This is a genomic window from Mycolicibacterium sp. HS_4_1, assembly GCF_054515875.1.
The window spans coordinates 4,457,292-4,472,550 of the sequence record NZ_CM137261.1 but is presented as its reverse complement, the minus strand read 5'-3'; the positions used below and the strand labels follow the sequence as shown (position 1 = coordinate 4,472,550).

The window sequence follows — 15,259 nt, the reverse complement described above, 5'->3', positions numbered from 1 at the left end:
CGTCCCTATTTGATGTTCGCGTCGAAGGTGACGAGCACGTAGCTGCCCAGCACCAGGGTGAATCCGGTGGCCAGCAACAGAATCGAGTTCAGCCAGAACTTGGTGGTGTTCTTGCGGGCGTAGTCACCGATGATGGTGCGCATGCCATTGGCGCCGTGCACCAGCGCCAGCCACAGCAGGGCCATGTCCCAGATCTGCCAGAACGGCGAGGCCCAGCGCTGTGCGACGTAGTTGAAGTCGATTCGGTAGACGCCGTTCTGCCAGATCAGCCCGATGAACAGGTGACCGAGGGCGAGCAGCACCAGGGCTGCGCCGGAGAATCGCATGAACAGCCAGGCGTACTTCTCGAAGTACGGGATGCCGCGGGGGCGGCGGGGAGCACGGGGATGGTCGAGGGCGGCGGGGCGGTCGTGCTCGCGCTCCATGACCGGGGCCGGACGGCCTCCGCGACGCGCCTCAGCGGCGCCGGAATCGGTATGAGTGGTCACTTGAGCCACCCGTAATGCTCAACCATGTGCATGCCCTCAACCCCAACTGCGGCAATGACGACCGCGATCCAGATAGCCAGGATGGTCCACAACATGACCCGCTGGTATTTGGGGCCCTGTTGCCAGAAGTCGATCAAGATGACTCGCACGCCGTTGAGGGCGTGGTAGAGCACCGCCGCGACCAGGCCCATCTCCATGAACCCGATGATCGGCGTCTTGTAGGTGTTGATCACCTCGTTGTAGGCCTCGGGGCTGACCCGGACCAGCGCCGTGTCCAGAACATGGACCAGCAAGAAGAAGAAGATGGTGGCACCGGTGATGCGGTGTAGTACCCAGGACCACATGCCCGGGTCTCCGCGATACAGGGTCCGCCGCTTCTGCGGGGATGAACGCGGCGCGGGTATGGCGGAATCCGCGGCTGCCGCTGTACTCATTTCGACCTCCAACGCCATCGGTGGACGCATGACCCGGCAGCAACTTTTTCGCGTGCCGAGCCCAAACCTCGGGGCGACTCTAATCCCAATTTGCGCACAGTCAGAACTAGCGTGTGGGGGGAATGGTGAACCAGCGGCAGAAATTAGGTTTGCCTACGTTAACTTACTGGGTGGTCGGGTCAGGTCTCGACGTGGTGTCGGGGTGCCGGGAACGGGGTGTCGGTGATGCCGGAAATTGACTGGAAGTTATTGCGGGACAAGGCAATATCTGTATCCAGCGGCGCCTATGCGCCCTATTCGAAGTTCCCGGTGGGCGCCGCGGCGCTGGTTGACGACGGCCGAATCGTGGTGGGCTGCAATGTGGAAAATGTCTCATATGGCCTTGGCCTCTGCGCGGAGTGTGCTGTGGTCTGCGCCCTACATTCCAGCGGGGGTGGACGGCTGCTGGCGCTGGCGTGTGTGGACGGCTCCGGCGCGGTGCTGACGCCGTGCGGCCGCTGCCGGCAAGTGCTGCTCGAGCACGGTGGACCGGCCATGCTGATCGACCACGCCTCGGGTCCGCGCCCTCTGGGCGAACTACTGCCCGACGCCTTCGGGCCGGATGACCTGAACCGCCGGTAACGCCAAGCGGGGCAACACTTCTGATTACCGACCGGTAACCAGCTCGATGGGCCGACCTGCGGCCCCGACAGGAGGATTCGATCGTGCCGTCGGACGCACCACATCATGGGGCGCATCTCGATGCTCCGACCGTCATCCGCACCAAGCGGGACGGCGGCGCCCTGTCCGACGCCGCAATCGACTGGGTGATCGACGGCTATACCCACGGGCGCGTCGCTGACGCGCAGATGTCGGCCTTGCTGATGGCGATCTTCCTGCGCGGTATGACCGCAGCCGAGATCGCTCGCTGGACGGCGGCCATGGTCGACTCGGGGGAGCGTTTCGACTTCACCGACCTGCGGCGCGGCGGCCGGCCGCTCGCCCTGGTGGACAAGCACTCCACGGGCGGTGTCGGCGACAAGCTCACCATTCCGTTGGTGCCCGTCGTGCTGGCGTGCGGCGGCGCCGTGCCGCAGGCGGCGGGCCGCGGCCTCGGGCATACCGGCGGCACCCTTGACAAGCTGGAAGCGATCCCCGGATTCACCGCCGAACTGTCCAAAGATCGTATCCGCCAACAGCTTTCCGAAATCGGAGCGGCCATCTTCGCGGCCGGAGACCTGGCGCCGGCCGACCGTAAGATCTACGCCCTGCGTGACGTCACCGGCACGACGGAGTCCCTGCCGCTCATCGCCAGCTCGATCATGAGCAAGAAACTGGCCGAGGGGGCCCGCTCGCTGGTGCTGGATGTCAAGGTCGGTCGCGGCGCGTTTCTCAAGACCGAGGCCGAGTCGCGCGAGCTGGCGCGCACCATGGTCGACCTCGGCATCGCCTACGGCGTACCGACCAGGGCACTGCTCACCGACATGGACCGGCCGTTGGGTCGCGCTGTCGGCAACGCCGTCGAGGTCGCCGAGTCGCTGGAGGTGCTGGCCGGAGGCGGCCCGGACGACGTCGTCGCGCTGACCGTGGCGCTCGCCCGGGAGATGCTCGACGTGGCCGGTATCGACGGCGTCGACCCGGCACAGACCCTGACCGACGGCACCGCGATGGACTGTTTCCGGCAGTTGATCGCCGCCCAGGGCGGCGATCCCGACGCGCCGTTGCCGATGGGTGCGCACACAGAGACGGTGGTGGCCGCCCGCAGCGGGGTGATGGGCGACATCGATGCCATGGCCGTGGCGATGGCCGTGTGGCGGCTCGGCGCGGGGCGGGCCCAGCCCGGTGACCCGGTGCAGGCCGGGGCGGGGCTGTATATCCACCGCCGTAGCGGAGAGCCGGTCGCTGCCGGGGAGACGCTGTTCACGCTGTATACCGAGACGCCCGAGCGGCTGCCGTCAGCTCTGACCGAGCTCGAAGGCGGCTGGTCCGTCAGCGACGTCCAGCCACCCTCGAGGCCGCTTGTGATCGACCGAATTGTCTAGCTAGCTCTGGGCGCCCGGCTGGCCGTCGGCGCCCTTGGTGCCGTCGGAGCCCTTCGTGCCCTTGGGCGCAGCGCCTCCGGTGCCGAGGGCTCCGCCCGTGCCGGCGTCGCCGGCGGTGGCGCCGGCAGACCCGTTGCCACCGCTACCGCCGCTGCCACCGTTACCCCCATTGCCGCCGTCACCGACGATGGACCCGCCGGCACCGCCGTTGCCCGCATCGCCGCCGGTGCCCCCGTCACCCGCGAATTGGCCGGCGCCCGAGTTGCCGGACCCGGAGTCGGCATTGCCGCCGTTACCGCCCTTACCGCCGTTGCCGTACTTGCCGCCGTTCCCGCCGGCACCGCCCTTACCGCCGTCAGAGCCGGTACCGGTGCCATTGAAGCTGTAGCCGTTTCCGCCGTTCCCGCCGCTGCCGTTGCCCTTCGCGACGGTCGCGGTACCGACCGCCCCGTTGGTGCCCCGGTTGCCGGCGAGGCCGCCGCCGAATCCCTCGTAGCCAAGGGCGCCACCGGCTCCGTTCAGACCCGCCGTGCCGCCGTCGCCGCCGTTGCCGCCGTCGCCGTTGGTGCCGGTTCCGTTCGCGCCGTCTGCGCCGTTCCCCGCCAGGCCAGCGTCGCCGCCCTTGCCGCCGTTGCCGCCACTGCCGTTGCGGCCCAAGTAGATAGACGAGTCGCCACCCCAACCGGCTGCGCCGCCCGCACCGCCGTTGCTGCCGTCGCCGCCCTTGCCGCCATTGCCGTTGTTGATGGGGTTGCCGTTCGTGTCGACTTGGCCGGCAGCGGTCGCGCCGGCACCGCCCGCCGCCCCGGCTCCACCGTTGCCGCCGTTGCCGCCATTACCACCGCTGGAGGCGTAGCTGTTGCGTCCGGCGCTGCCGCCGTGGCCAGCCGCACCGCCATCGCCGCCCTTGGTGGCGTTCCCGCCATTGCTGGCCGCGGCGGTGCCCCCGCCGACGCCGGCCGCACCGGCCGTGCCGGCGGCCCCGTTGCCACCGTGACCGCCGTTGCCGCCGGTGCTCAACCAGGCCCATTGGCCGGTGTTGCCGCCGTCGCCGCCCGCGCCACCATTTCCGCCTGGCGCCGTCGCGGAAGCGCCGTTACCGCCGTGTCCGCCATTGCCCCAGAACACACCACCATTGCCGCCACGGCCGCCGTCGGCGCCCGCGGCCACGCCGTTGCTGCCGTTACCGCCGTGTCCGATGAGCTGTGCGCTCGCCCCTCTGCCGCCGCCAAAACCGTTGCCGCCGTTGCCGATCAGACCGCTGCGCCCGCCGTTGCAGATGGTGAGGCACGTAGCGGCGGTGTAGCTGAACCCGTTGCCCAGCAGGATGCCCGCGTTGGGATGGTCGGCGGTGCCGTTGCCGATGAAGAACGCCACCACGCGGCCGCCCTCGGTGCCGATGGTGTGGGCGGAATTGCGAAGATCGCGCCCGATAGAGGTCAGCAAGCCGGTGGTCATTGCGATCATCGGCGCCAACGGATTCGGTGCGGTGTTCGGGGTGGCGGCCAGGGACGTCGCGGTGCGCGTCGCGAAGTTCGCTGTGGCGCCCGCAGGTTGACCCGAGAACACTGCGGCGATCGGAGCCGCTGCCGCCGCGGCCGGAACGGCAGCCGCTGTCGGCGAGACTGGCGAAGCCTTTGCCGGAGTGGAGTTTTCGGCCTTGCGCGCGGGTTTGGTCTTCGGGGTGGATGTCGTCGGTTCGCTCGGCTTGGCCGCCGCCGAGCTGCGCGGCTGCCGCGCGGACGCTGCGGGGGAGTTGGCTTTGGCGGGCGAGTTCTTGTTCGCCTGGGTGCGCTTGTCGGGCTTGGGCTTTGACGAGCCGGAGGATTCGGAGCCGCCGTTGGACTTGGTCGGCGTGCCGGCTGAGCCTGATGCCTGACCGGACGGCGTGGACGACGCGGAGTGGCCGGTGCCGTCACCGGTCTGTGCCGATGCCACGGCTGCGGGAGCCAGCAGTGCTGCCCCGATGCCGACTGCCGCGGCACCGGCGCTCAACCAGCCCGATACCGGCAACGTCCGCGTTTCGCGCTGCTTCCGATGTGCACCTGCCACAACTGCCCCCTCAGTTTGAAAAATCGCGATTGTCCGCTGCGTTGATCAGCTCGGCTAAATTTACGCACAGGAAACATACAGGAATGGGCATATCCGTAAATTTCTCGGATCGGCCTGTGCCGCGGCCGATTCGCGGTGGGCGAAAAGACATCCATGGTTCTGGCACATGTGCGCGGCTAGGGTCATGCGCATGGCTGACGACGCTCTGCTCGACTTCGAACGCTCCGAGTTCACCTACAACGGCACGACCCGCACCGTATTTCGTCGCGGTAGCGGACCGGCCGTCATCGTGATCGCCGAAATACCGGGCATCACGCCGAAGGTCCTCGACTTCGCCCGCAAGGTTGCCGACCTGGGTTGTACCGCTGTACTGCCGCACCTTTTCGGCATCCCGGGCCTTGACCCCAACGCCAGCAACATGGCCGCGCTCAAAGGCATGGCGTCAGTGGTGCCGTCGTGCATCAGCAAGGAGTTCACCATCCTCGCCACGGGCAAGACATCGCCGGTGGTCGACTGGCTACGGGCGCTGGCGCGCGCCGAGCACGAACGCTGTGGCGGGCCCGGCGTCGGCGCGATCGGCATGTGCTTCACCGGTGGCTACGCCTTGGCGATGGCCACGGATGACGTCATCCTGGCGCCGGTGCTGTCGCAGCCGTCGATGCCCGTGGGGCTGACCGCCAAACAGCGCCACAACATCGACATCTCGCCGGCGGACCTTGAGGTCGTCAAAGGCCGCTGCGCCCGCGGGCTCAACGTCATCGGGATGCGATTCAAGGGCGACAAGCTGGTGCCGGCAGAACGTTTCGACTTCCTGCGCGAGCAACTCGGTGACGCGTTCATCGCCGTCGAACTCGAGGACGCCGACGCCAACCCCGACGCCCGCCTACCACCGCACTCGGTGGTCACCGAGCATCTGATCGACGAGCCGGGCCAGCCCACCCGAGCCGCGCTGGATCAGGTGCTGGACCTGTTCCGGACCCGGCTGCTGCCGGCGGCGGAACCCGCGGGCTAAAAGCCACCATCCGGCGCAAGATGGACACATGACCACCCTGACGCTGGATCAGATCAAGCAGGCACCGAAAGCCCTGTTGCACGATCACCTGGACGGCGGCCTGCGCCCCGCCACCGTGGTGGAGCTCGCCGAGCAGAGCGGCTACGGCGACCTACCCACCATGGACGTGGGTGAACTGGCGATGTGGTTCCGTACCCAGGCGCACAGCGGATCGCTGGTCCGCTATCTGGAGCCGTTCGCGCACACCGTCGGCGTCATGCAGACCACCGACGCGCTGTACCGCGTCGCATACGAATGCGTCGAGGACCTGGCCGCCGACAACGTCGTCTACGCCGAGGTGCGGTTCGCGCCCGAGCTGCACATCGCCGGCGGTCTGGTGCTCGACGAGGTTGTCGACGCGGTGCTGGCCGGATTCGCCGACGGGGAGAAGGCCGCGGCAGCGGCGGGGCATACGACGACGGTCCGGTGCCTGGTGACCGCGATGCGGCACGCCGCCCGGTCCCGGGAGATCGCCGAGTTGGCCATTCGGTTCCGCGACCTGGGTGTGGTCGGATTCGACATCGCCGGTGCCGAGGCCGGCTACCCTCCGACCCGCCACCTCGATGCCTTCGAGTACATGCGGGGCAACAACGCGCGCTTCACGATTCACGCCGGCGAGGCCTTCGGGCTGCCGTCGATCCACGAGGCCATCGCCTACTGCGGCGCCGATCGGCTGGGGCACGGCGTGCGTATCGTCGACGACATCGAGACCGGACGCGACGGTGCCTACCGGCTCGGGCGAGTGGCGAACATTGTGCGGGACAAGCGGATTCCGCTGGAGATGTGCCCGAGCAGCAATGTGCAGACCGGCGCCGCGGCCAGCATCGCCGAGCACCCGTTCGACCAGTTGGCGCGGCTGCGCTTCCGCGTCACCGTGAACACCGACAACCGCCTGATGAGCGACACCACCATGACGCAGGAGATGGCGCACCTGGTGAACGAGTTCGGCTACGGCTGGGCCGATCTGCAACGGTTCACGATCAACGCCATGAAGTCGGCCTTCATCCCGTTCGACGAGCGGCTCGCGATCATCGACGACATCATCAAACCGCGCTACGCCGTGCTGGTCGGATAGCTGTCCGTCGGGGCGTCGTCAACGAAACCTGCCCGACCGCCTCCGGCGCCCGCGGTGGCAGGCTCCTGCTGCCGCGGCTGCTGGAATGCCTTGGGCACGTACTTCTCGGTGTTGTACCTGCCCCGCGGGTGCACCACCTGCGGCCACCAGAACCAGCGGCCGAGCAGCACCGCGATGGACGGCATCAGCAGTGACCGCACGATGAAGGTGTCGATCAGCAGACCGATGGCGATGGTCGAGCCCATCTGCGCCAGCACGATCAGCTTGCTTGCCATCATGCCGGCCATGGTGGCCGCGAACACCAGTCCGGCCGACGTCACGACGCCGCCGGTGCCCGCCATGGACCGGATGATGCCGGTCTTCAGGCCGGCGTGGATCTCGTCCTGGAACCGGGAGACCAGCAGCAGGTTGTAGTCCGAGCCGACCGCCAACAGGATGATGACCGACATCAGCATGACCAGCCACTGCACCTGGATGCCGAACAGGTCCTGCCAGAGCAGCACCGAGATGCCGAACGACGCGGCGATGGAGCTGCCCGCCGTGCCGACGATCGTCAGCGCCGCGACCGCGCTGCGGGTCAGGATGAGCATGATCATGAAGATCAGCGTCAGCGAGGACACCACGGCGATCATCAGGTCGTAGCGCGCGCCGTCGGCCATGTCCTTGTAGGTCGCCGCGACGCCGCCGAGGTAGATCTTGGCGTCCGACAGCGACGACATCTTCAAGGCCTCCTGCGCGGCCTTGCGTTCGGATTCCACTCGGGCGATGCCGTCGACGGTCGCCGGGTCACTCTGGTGGGTGATGAACATGCGCGCCGACTTGCCGTCCGGTGACATGAACATCTTCAGCCCGCGCTGGAAGTCCGGGTTCTGGAAGGCCTCGGGCGGCAGGTAGAACAGGTCGTCGTTCTTGGCGCCGTCGAAGGCGGCACCCATCGCCAGCGCGGTGTCGTTCATCGCCTGCATCTGGTCGATGAGGGCCTTCTGCGAGTTGTACGACGCCAGCGACAGGTCCCGGCTGGTCTTCATCGACGCGATGGTCTGGGGGAGCAGCGCCGTCAGCTTCGGTGCGAGGTCGGCCAGTTTGTCGGTGTTGACCTGGACGTCGCTGGTCCGGTCGGTCAGTTCATCGATGCCGTCCAAGGAGTCGAACACCGACCGGATGGCCGCGCACATCGGGATGTCGAAGCAGTGCGGCTCCCAGTAGAAGTAGTTGCGCATCGGGCGGAACTGGTCGTCGAAGTTCGCGATGTTGTCGCGCATCTGCTCGGTCACCTTGAGCAGCTCCTGGGACTTGCGGTCCGAGTCCTGGGTCAGCCTGGTCTGCTCGAGAGAAAGTGCGTACTGCTTCTCCAGGATGTCGATCGAGACGTTGGTCGCGTCGATCATCCTGAGCTGGTCTTCCAGTTGCTTGCGCTGGAACGGCAGGTTCATGTTGCTGGTCTGGCCCGAGATACTCGTCTGGAACGGAATCGAGCTGTGCTGGATGGGGATTCCGAGCGGCCGGGTGATGCTCTGCACCATCGCGATGCCCTCGGTGTGCATAACGTTGCTCGCAATCTTGTTCAGCACCAGCATGTCGGCGGGATTGCGCATGTCGTGGCCGGACTCGACCATCAGGATGTCGGGGTTCATCCGGGCCTGCGTGAAGTGCCTGTCGGCGGCCGCGAAGCCGATGTTGACCTTGGCGTCCGCGGGCAGGTAGTAGCGGTCGTTGTAGGCGGGTTTGTAGCCGGGGATGGCCACGATCCCGATCAGCACGACGAAGAGGCTGGCCACCAGAATCGGTGCGGGCCAACGCACCACGGACGTGCCGATGCGGCGCCAGAACCTGCTCTGCGGCGGCCGCTTGGATTCGTACATCCCGACCCGGCTGCCGAGGAACAGGACGGCCGGCCCGAGCGTGACCGAGATCGCCACCACCACGAGCATGCCGATCGCGACGGGCGCGCCCATGGTGGTGAAGTAGGGCAAACGGCAGAAGCTCAGGCAGTACGTGGCGCCGGCGATGGTCAGCCCGGAACCCACGATCACGGGCGCGACGGACTTGAAGGTGGCGTAGTACGAGTCGTCGCGGTCCAGACCCATGCCGCGGTCTTCGCGGTACCGGCCGAAGATGAAGATGCCGTAGTCGGTGGCCGCGGCGATCGCCAGCATCGTCAGGATGTTGCCCGCGAAGGTCGTCAGCCCGAAAACATCGTGAGTGGCGAGCACCGAGACCACACCGCGTGCGGTCAGCAGCGCCAGGAACGTCAGGAACAGCTGGACCAGGGTGGTCCTGACCGAGCGGTAGACCACCAGCAGCATGCCCGCGATCGCGGCGAGGGTGATCAGGGTGATCATCACCAGGCTCGCGTTGCCGATGACGTGCAGATCATCGGTCAGTGCGGCGGGCCCGGCGACGTACGCCTGCACGCCCGGCGGGGCTTTGGTCTCCTCGATGACCTTGCGGACCGCGTCCACGCCTTCGTTGGCAAGCGTCATGCCCTGTTCGCCGGCGAGGTTGAGCATCACGTACGACGCCTTGCCGTCGGCGCTCTGGGCTCCCGCCGCCGTCAGCGTGTCGCCCCAGAAGTCCTGGATGTGCTGGATGTGCTCGGGATCGCGCTGCAGTTTGCGGATGATCTCGTCGTAGTACGCGTGGGCGTCCGGGCCCAGCGGTTCCTTGCCCTCGACGACGACCATGATGGTGCTGTTGGAGTTGAACTCCTTGAAGTTGGCGCCCATCAACTTCATCGCGTGCATCGATGGGGCGTCTTCGGGCGCCATGGGCGCGGCGTGCAGCTCGCCGACGACTTCGAGCGGCGGTGCGATCACGTTCACCAGTACGGCGATCGCGATCCAGAACAGGATGATCGGCACCGACAGGATACGCAGCGCGTGTGCGAACTTGGGCCGCTTGCCTGCTGTGTCGTGTTGTGTCTCAAGTGTTTCGGTCATGCGGACTTCACCAGGCAGTAGGTCTGGGCGTTGACGCCATTGGCGGATTGCTCCTCGCGGACGGTGCCGTTGACGGTGACGCGGCAACCGATGTGGTCGCTGCTGCGCTCACTGTCGCTGCGCGCCATCAGGTTCGCGCTGACGGTCGGCAGGGTGGTGGACAGGGTGACGGACCAGGGCAGCGGGGCGCTGACCGAGTGCACGTTGGCGTCGGGATCGAAGTAGCTGATCTCGGCTGAGCTTCCAGGCGGTCCGTAGACCTCATACACCAGCACCTTGGGGTTGAACTGGACGATCTCGATGCCCGCACCGGCATGCGCGTTGAGGTTCTCCGACCCGAACTTCGCGTGCAGGCGGGACACCACGAGACCCGACACCGCCAATACGGCCACCAGAAGAAGAGGTATCCAGATCTTCTTCAGCAGCCCTATCGACCCCTGCTTCAATCGTCGACCCGCCGACACCGACCGCACTCGACCACCTTCCGCTCAACGCGTTGACCGACCCCGACGATCAAGCTGCTGCCCTCGCCCGCACCCGGCAGGCGACTCCGCTTACTCAGCGGATTCTTGGGAAATTCTTACGCCTTGCTAACTAATTTTGCAATGCGAATTCCTGAGGGCTGGAACCGGGGTCCTGTTGCGGCAGGTAAACGGGGTTTCAATCGGAGAGGGCGGCCCGCAGCGCGTCGGCGAACTCGGCGGGCGCGGCCATGAACCCACCGTGATCGCCAGGGAAGACGACGGGCTCGACGCCCAGCCGGCGGCACAGTGCCAACGAGGTGCCGTGGGTGATGAGGTGCTCGGATTCGGCGCCGATGCCGACTACGATCCGGGCTGATTTCAGGGCCTGGACGTCCGGCACATACGTTGTGGTGCAGAGCAATTCATGGTTGAAGAAGCGGGACAGGTCGGCGAGCTGCTTGGCCATCTCGCTCGGTGCGGGCGGCGGTCCCTGCTGAACCGGCGTGCCGTCCTCGGACTGGTCGAAGCCCGCCGTGGCCATGAACTTCGCCATCGCCGCGCCGGGTCCGTCGCTGTGGAAGGTGGCGATGATGTCCCGCGTCGCCGCGCGCTGTCTGGCGGCGTCGGACGCGGGCAGCAACTCCAACAGCGGCGGCTCGTGCGCGACCAACGTTCGCACCCAGCCCGGATACTTGGCCGCCAGCGCCAGGCCGGTCACCGCGCCGCCACTGGAGCCAAAGACGTCGGCCGGGCCGGCGCCCAGGTCTTCGAGGATTGCGGCGACGTCGTCGGCCCGCAGTTCCGGCGTGGAGTCCTGCGCGGGGTCGTCGATGCGACTAGCTCCCAGACCGCGGGGGTCGTACGTCACGACCGTGTGGTCGACGGCCAGGGCGTCGGCCACCGAAGCGAACTCGGACGCCGTCATCGGCGAACCGATGACGGCGAGCGCCGGCCCGCTGCCGCGCACCTCGTAGTGCAGGGTGGCGCCGGGGATGGCGAGGCTTCGAATGACGGGCTGGGCGCTGGTCTGGGTCATGTCAGTGCAGACCGGGCCAGGCGCCTCAACTCATCGCGCGCTCGTCTTTTCCGGGGCGTTACTCCTGGCGCAGGCGTGACTCGACGAAGCGCTCCAGGGTCTCCCACTGGGCGACGGCCTCGGCGTATGGCTTCGACGGGGCGCCGACGGTCTCGGGCTCCAGCACATGACCGACGAACTTGCCCAGCGGCTGGCTGGTGGTCAGGTACTTGTCGGCGGTGCCGTCGTCGGCGTAGTCACACACGTCGCGGACGAACTCGACCGCCAGGTCCAGCTGCTCGCGGTCGACGGCGTCGGGGCCGTCGGAGATGTCGTCCGACAGGCCGCTGAGCACGTAGACGTTGTCCTCGGTGACGCGGATCTGCAACGAGCCGTCGGTGGCCGCGGTGCGGATGTCGCTGTAGGCCTCGAAGCTGGACAGGTCGCTCTCGTGCTCGTCGGCCAGGTAGCGGGCCAGGGCGCGCTCCGAGCCGAACACACTGATGCGGCCGTTGCGGCCGAGGAACCGTGGCTGGTCGTTGTAGTAGCAGCGCAGCGTGTAGAAGGTGCCGCCCTTGGTCATGATGCGGATCGGGTCGATGCCGACGCGCTCCCAGAAGTCCTCGTCGCCGCCGAGCAGCTGGCGCTCGGCCTGTGCGGTCAGGGTCGCCTCCTCGGAGTCGGTGTCCACCTCGTCCTCGATGACCACATCGTCGGAGTCTTCGGCTGCGGCCTCGGTCTCGTCGAGTTCGTCTTCCTCGGGCTCGGGCGCGGGCTCGTCGAGCTCTGCCTGGGCCTTCTCGGCGGCCTTGGCGTCGACCTCGGGGGTGGTCACCAGCGCGTCGATGGCGTCGAGCACATGGTCCCAGCTGCGGCCGACGGCGGCCTCGATGTCGGCCCAGCGCTTGCGGCCGGCTCGGCCCGAGTAGGCCTCGGCCCCGCCGCCGAGCGTCGACAGCACGGGGTTGCCGTTGAAGAACTTCGCCACGGCGATCAGGTCGCACACCGAGCCGAGCGCGCCGACGACCTGCAGCGTCCGCCGCAGTGCGGTGACGGACTCCTCGGTGGGCTTCTCGGCGACCAGTTCCGGAACGCCGACCAGGTCGTGCAGGTGGCTCTCGTCCGGGTTCAGGCGGTGGGCGTTGGCCTCGCCGAGTGCCTTCCACTTCGGGTGGTCGGCGAGGTCGTTGTCGGTGTTGGTCCGCACAAAAGCGGCCAGGTCAGCGACGGATTCGAAGGCGTAGAGATCGTCCTCGTGGCCGAGGAACGCTTCCCACTCGTCGTCCGAGTCGCGCCACAGCGGCGCCCACAGGGTGTACAGATCGCCTTTGGTCAACCCGAGCCGAACCGGCACGATGTCAGCAGCCATGCGGCACAGCCTATCGGCGCTCAGGTTGGTCGACGCTGGGGGCATCGGGTCGCCGGGTGGTGGGTGATCCGTGTTGGTACAGATCGTCGCGCAGGTGGTCCAGCGCCGCGGTGATATCGGCGGCGGCGTCCGCTCTCGACAGTTCGGCAGCCGCACGCCTCAGCACCGCCAGCGCCGCGCGGGCGCGGGCCATCGCGTCGTCGTATTCGGCAGCGGTCATGCGGTCGGGCGGAAGAAGCCGTGGAAACCCTGGTTCAGGTTGGTGGTTCGGATCGGGGACAGCTGAACGGGGTCGCCGGCTTCCACCATGAGGCCATTGCCGACGATCATCGCGACGTGGCCGTCCCACACCGCGAGGTCTCCGGGGCGTAGCGAGCCGCGGTCGACGGCGGCGCCGATGTCCTGCTCCTGCGCCAGCCGAGGTAGGTCGAGGCCGGCCTCGCGATACGCCCACTGCGTCAGGCCGCTGCAGTCCAGTCCGACGCCGGGCGTCGTCCCGCCCCACACGTACGGCACACCCAGTTGTGTCAGGGCGTGCCGCACCGCGTCGGCCGCGACCTTGTTCGGTGCAGTGGCGGTGCTGCCGTCGGGCAGCGTGACGGCTTCGCCGGCACCGAACTTTGCCGGGTCGGGCGGTCGGCGGTGGGTGAGCGCGGCCTGCGCGGCCTGGGCCGCGGGGGCCGCGAGCCCACTCGCCCAATTGGCGCCAAGCCCGCCGGCTGAACCCGGGCTCGGCAGGCCCATGCCGGGTCCTGGTCCGGCGGAGGTTCCCGTGCCCAATCCGCTAGTGGGCCAAGACGATCCGTGACTTGCCGGCGGAGGCGCGCTCGCTGCCGCGGTGACCTGCTCGGCTTGGCCGGCGAGTTCGGTGTGCAGCTCGTCCACCACGGCGATGGCCTCGTCGAGAGCGCGGCTGGCTTCGTCGATGAGTGCCGCGGCATCGGCGGGCGATTCGAGGGTGGGTTCGAGCTCGGCGGCTCTGGTCTCGAAATTCCGCAGGATGGCGTCGAGACGTTCGCGGGCCCGTGCCACTGCGGCAGCGGCGCGTTCGGTGTGGGTGCTGAGCTGCCCGGCGGTCATCGCCATCGCCACGATGGCCGTGACGGCCGCGTTCGCGAACTGGCCCGCACCGCCCGCTGCGGCGCCGGTCCACTGCCCGCCCGCCTGCTGCCACGTGCCGTCGGCAGCGGCGGCGACGTCGTCCAGCCCGGACTGCACCGCGCGCAGGGCATCGGACGGATCAGCTCCGCCGGGGCCGACCAACGCCTGCACCTCGCGGATCGGCGCCGTGAGGGCGGTTGTCAACGAACCCGTCATCACCAGACTCCGATCCGGCCGCCGGCGCTGTGGTCGGCGTCGATGAAGCCGGTCGCGGTGCCGAGGGCCGCTTCGCTGCCGGTGTCCAGGTGCGCGCTGAGGCGGTGCGCCAACTGAGCCTGGTGGTGCGTTGCTTGTGCCAGTGCGGTGGCGAAGGCCGCACCGACCGGGCCGAACACGTCGAACTGTCGCGTGAGGGCGGTCAGGCTCGCCGCATGCGCGGCCAGTTCGGTGCTCTGAGCGCGGTAATCGGCGGCCAGAGCGTGCAGGGCTGACGGGTCCACGGTCAGGTTTCGGGTCATGTGGATAAGACGGCCGTCATGCCCGTTCGGTTCCATTAATCTTGGCGCCCATGGACGTCCGGGTCGTCGACCACCCCCTGGCCGCCGCGCGGCTGACCACCTTGCGCGACGAGCGCACCGACAATGCGGGGTTTCGCGCTGCGCTGCGTGACCTGACGCTGATGCTGGTCTACGAGGCCACCCGCTCCCTGGCGTGTGAAGAGTTGCCGGTCCAGACCCCGGTGGCGGCCACCACCGGGTCACGGCTGTCGAACCCGCCTCTGTTGGTGCCGGTGCTGCGCGCCGGTCTGGGCATGGTCGACCAGGCGCACGCGTTGATTCCGGAGGCTCAGGTCGGCTTCGTCGGCATGGCCCGCGACGAGACGACCCATCAACCGACGCCGTACCTGGAGTCGCTGCCGGCAGATCTGAGCGGACGGCCGGTCATGGTGCTGGACCCGATGCTCGCCACCGGTGGGTCGCTGGCACACACCCTGCGCCTGCTTCTCGACCGCGGGGCTGACGACATCACCGCCGTGTGCGTGGTGTGTGCTCCCGACGGAATTGCCTTGGTGGAGAAGGTGGTTCCTTCGCTGAAGTTGGTCACCGCGACCATCGACGAGAGCCTGAACGCCGACGCGTACATCGTGCCGGGCCTGGGCGATGCGGGCGATCGGCAGTTCGGTCCACGCTGAGGATGGCATTGGGCGTGTCGCTTGTGTCGGCGTGTCGTCTGCTCTTGCAACACTTGCG

15 protein-coding genes are annotated in these 15,259 nt (G+C 68.0%); 5 read left to right on the top strand and 10 right to left on the bottom strand.

Annotated elements, in window-relative coordinates; translation table 11 throughout:
* Positions 1-5 precede the first annotated feature (5 nt).
* A complete protein-coding gene (locus ACX12F_RS21550; RefSeq protein ID WP_459370453.1) occupies positions 6-425 on the bottom strand; it encodes a succinate dehydrogenase hydrophobic membrane anchor subunit in 420 nt (139 codons plus the stop codon).
* A gap of 59 nt (positions 426-484) precedes the next feature.
* Entirely contained in the window at positions 485-922 is a 438-nt protein-coding gene (gene sdhC, locus ACX12F_RS21545) for a succinate dehydrogenase, cytochrome b556 subunit (RefSeq protein WP_138231865.1), read from the bottom strand.
* 225 nt (positions 923-1,147) lie between these two features.
* Between sdhC and ACX12F_RS21540 the strand changes: the two genes are divergently transcribed.
* Together ACX12F_RS21540 and ACX12F_RS21535 are read left to right on the top strand one after the other, a co-directional pair.
* Entirely contained in the window at positions 1,148-1,543 is a 396-nt protein-coding gene (locus ACX12F_RS21540) for a cytidine deaminase (protein ID WP_459366371.1), read from the top strand.
* Positions 1,544-1,626: 83 nt separating this feature from the next.
* Positions 1,627-2,943 carry a thymidine phosphorylase gene (locus ACX12F_RS21535; protein WP_459366370.1) on the top strand — a complete coding sequence of 439 codons (1,317 nt, stop codon included), beginning with the start codon at positions 1,627-1,629 and terminating at the stop codon, positions 2,941-2,943.
* Here ACX12F_RS21535 and ACX12F_RS21530 read toward each other — a convergent pair whose 3' ends face one another.
* Positions 2,944-4,995, bottom strand: a complete 2,052-nt coding sequence (locus ACX12F_RS21530) for a hypothetical protein (protein WP_459366369.1) — start codon at positions 4,993-4,995, stop codon at positions 2,944-2,946. It lies immediately after the preceding gene.
* Positions 4,996-5,185: 190 nt separating this feature from the next.
* On the opposite strand from ACX12F_RS21530, the gene ACX12F_RS21525 reads away from it, so the two are divergent.
* Together ACX12F_RS21525 and ACX12F_RS21520 are read left to right on the top strand one after the other, a co-directional pair.
* Positions 5,186-6,007 (top strand): dienelactone hydrolase family protein, encoded by an 822-nt coding sequence (locus ACX12F_RS21525; protein ID WP_459366368.1) that lies wholly within the window; start codon positions 5,186-5,188, stop codon positions 6,005-6,007.
* A 28-nt stretch (positions 6,008-6,035) separates the two neighbouring features.
* Positions 6,036-7,121: an adenosine deaminase gene (locus tag ACX12F_RS21520; protein WP_459366367.1), complete on the top strand. Its 1,086-nt coding sequence runs from the start codon at positions 6,036-6,038 to the stop codon at positions 7,119-7,121.
* Here ACX12F_RS21520 and ACX12F_RS21515 read toward each other — a convergent pair.
* From ACX12F_RS21515 to ACX12F_RS21485, 7 genes are all read right to left on the bottom strand, one after another.
* Complete coding sequence (locus tag ACX12F_RS21515; RefSeq protein ID WP_459366366.1) at positions 7,100-10,060, bottom strand: MMPL/RND family transporter; 2,961 nt, start codon at positions 10,058-10,060, stop codon at positions 7,100-7,102. The genes ACX12F_RS21520 and ACX12F_RS21515 overlap by 22 nt on opposite strands.
* A complete protein-coding gene (locus ACX12F_RS21510; RefSeq protein ID WP_459370452.1) occupies positions 10,057-10,485 on the bottom strand; it encodes an MmpS family transport accessory protein in 429 nt (142 codons plus the stop codon). The genes ACX12F_RS21515 and ACX12F_RS21510 overlap by 4 nt, the downstream gene beginning before the upstream one ends.
* Before the next feature lie 235 nt (positions 10,486-10,720).
* Positions 10,721-11,560: an alpha/beta fold hydrolase gene (locus ACX12F_RS21505; protein ID WP_459366365.1), complete on the bottom strand. Its 840-nt coding sequence runs from the start codon at positions 11,558-11,560 to the stop codon at positions 10,721-10,723.
* Positions 11,561-11,618: 58 nt separating this feature from the next.
* A complete protein-coding gene (gene satS, locus ACX12F_RS21500) occupies positions 11,619-12,908 on the bottom strand; it encodes a protein export chaperone SatS (protein WP_459366364.1) in 1,290 nt (429 codons plus the stop codon).
* A 10-nt stretch (positions 12,909-12,918) separates the two neighbouring features.
* Positions 12,919-13,128 (bottom strand): hypothetical protein, encoded by a 210-nt coding sequence (locus tag ACX12F_RS21495; protein ID WP_459366363.1) that lies wholly within the window; start codon positions 13,126-13,128, stop codon positions 12,919-12,921.
* On the bottom strand, positions 13,125-14,225 hold the full coding sequence (locus ACX12F_RS21490; protein ID WP_459366362.1) for a C40 family peptidase: 1,101 nt from the start codon (positions 14,223-14,225) through the stop codon (positions 13,125-13,127). Before ACX12F_RS21490 ends, ACX12F_RS21495 begins: the two co-directional genes overlap by 4 nt.
* The gene (locus tag ACX12F_RS21485; protein WP_459366361.1) at positions 14,225-14,527 is read right to left on the bottom strand and encodes a type VII secretion target; all 303 of its coding nucleotides are present in this window, start codon (positions 14,525-14,527) and stop codon (positions 14,225-14,227) included. The genes ACX12F_RS21490 and ACX12F_RS21485 overlap by 1 nt, the downstream gene beginning before the upstream one ends.
* 50 nt (positions 14,528-14,577) lie before the next feature.
* On the opposite strand from ACX12F_RS21485, the gene upp reads away from it, so the two are divergent.
* Entirely contained in the window at positions 14,578-15,201 is a 624-nt protein-coding gene (gene upp, locus ACX12F_RS21480) for a uracil phosphoribosyltransferase (RefSeq protein ID WP_459366360.1), read from the top strand.
* The last annotated feature ends 58 nt before the right edge of the window (positions 15,202-15,259 follow it).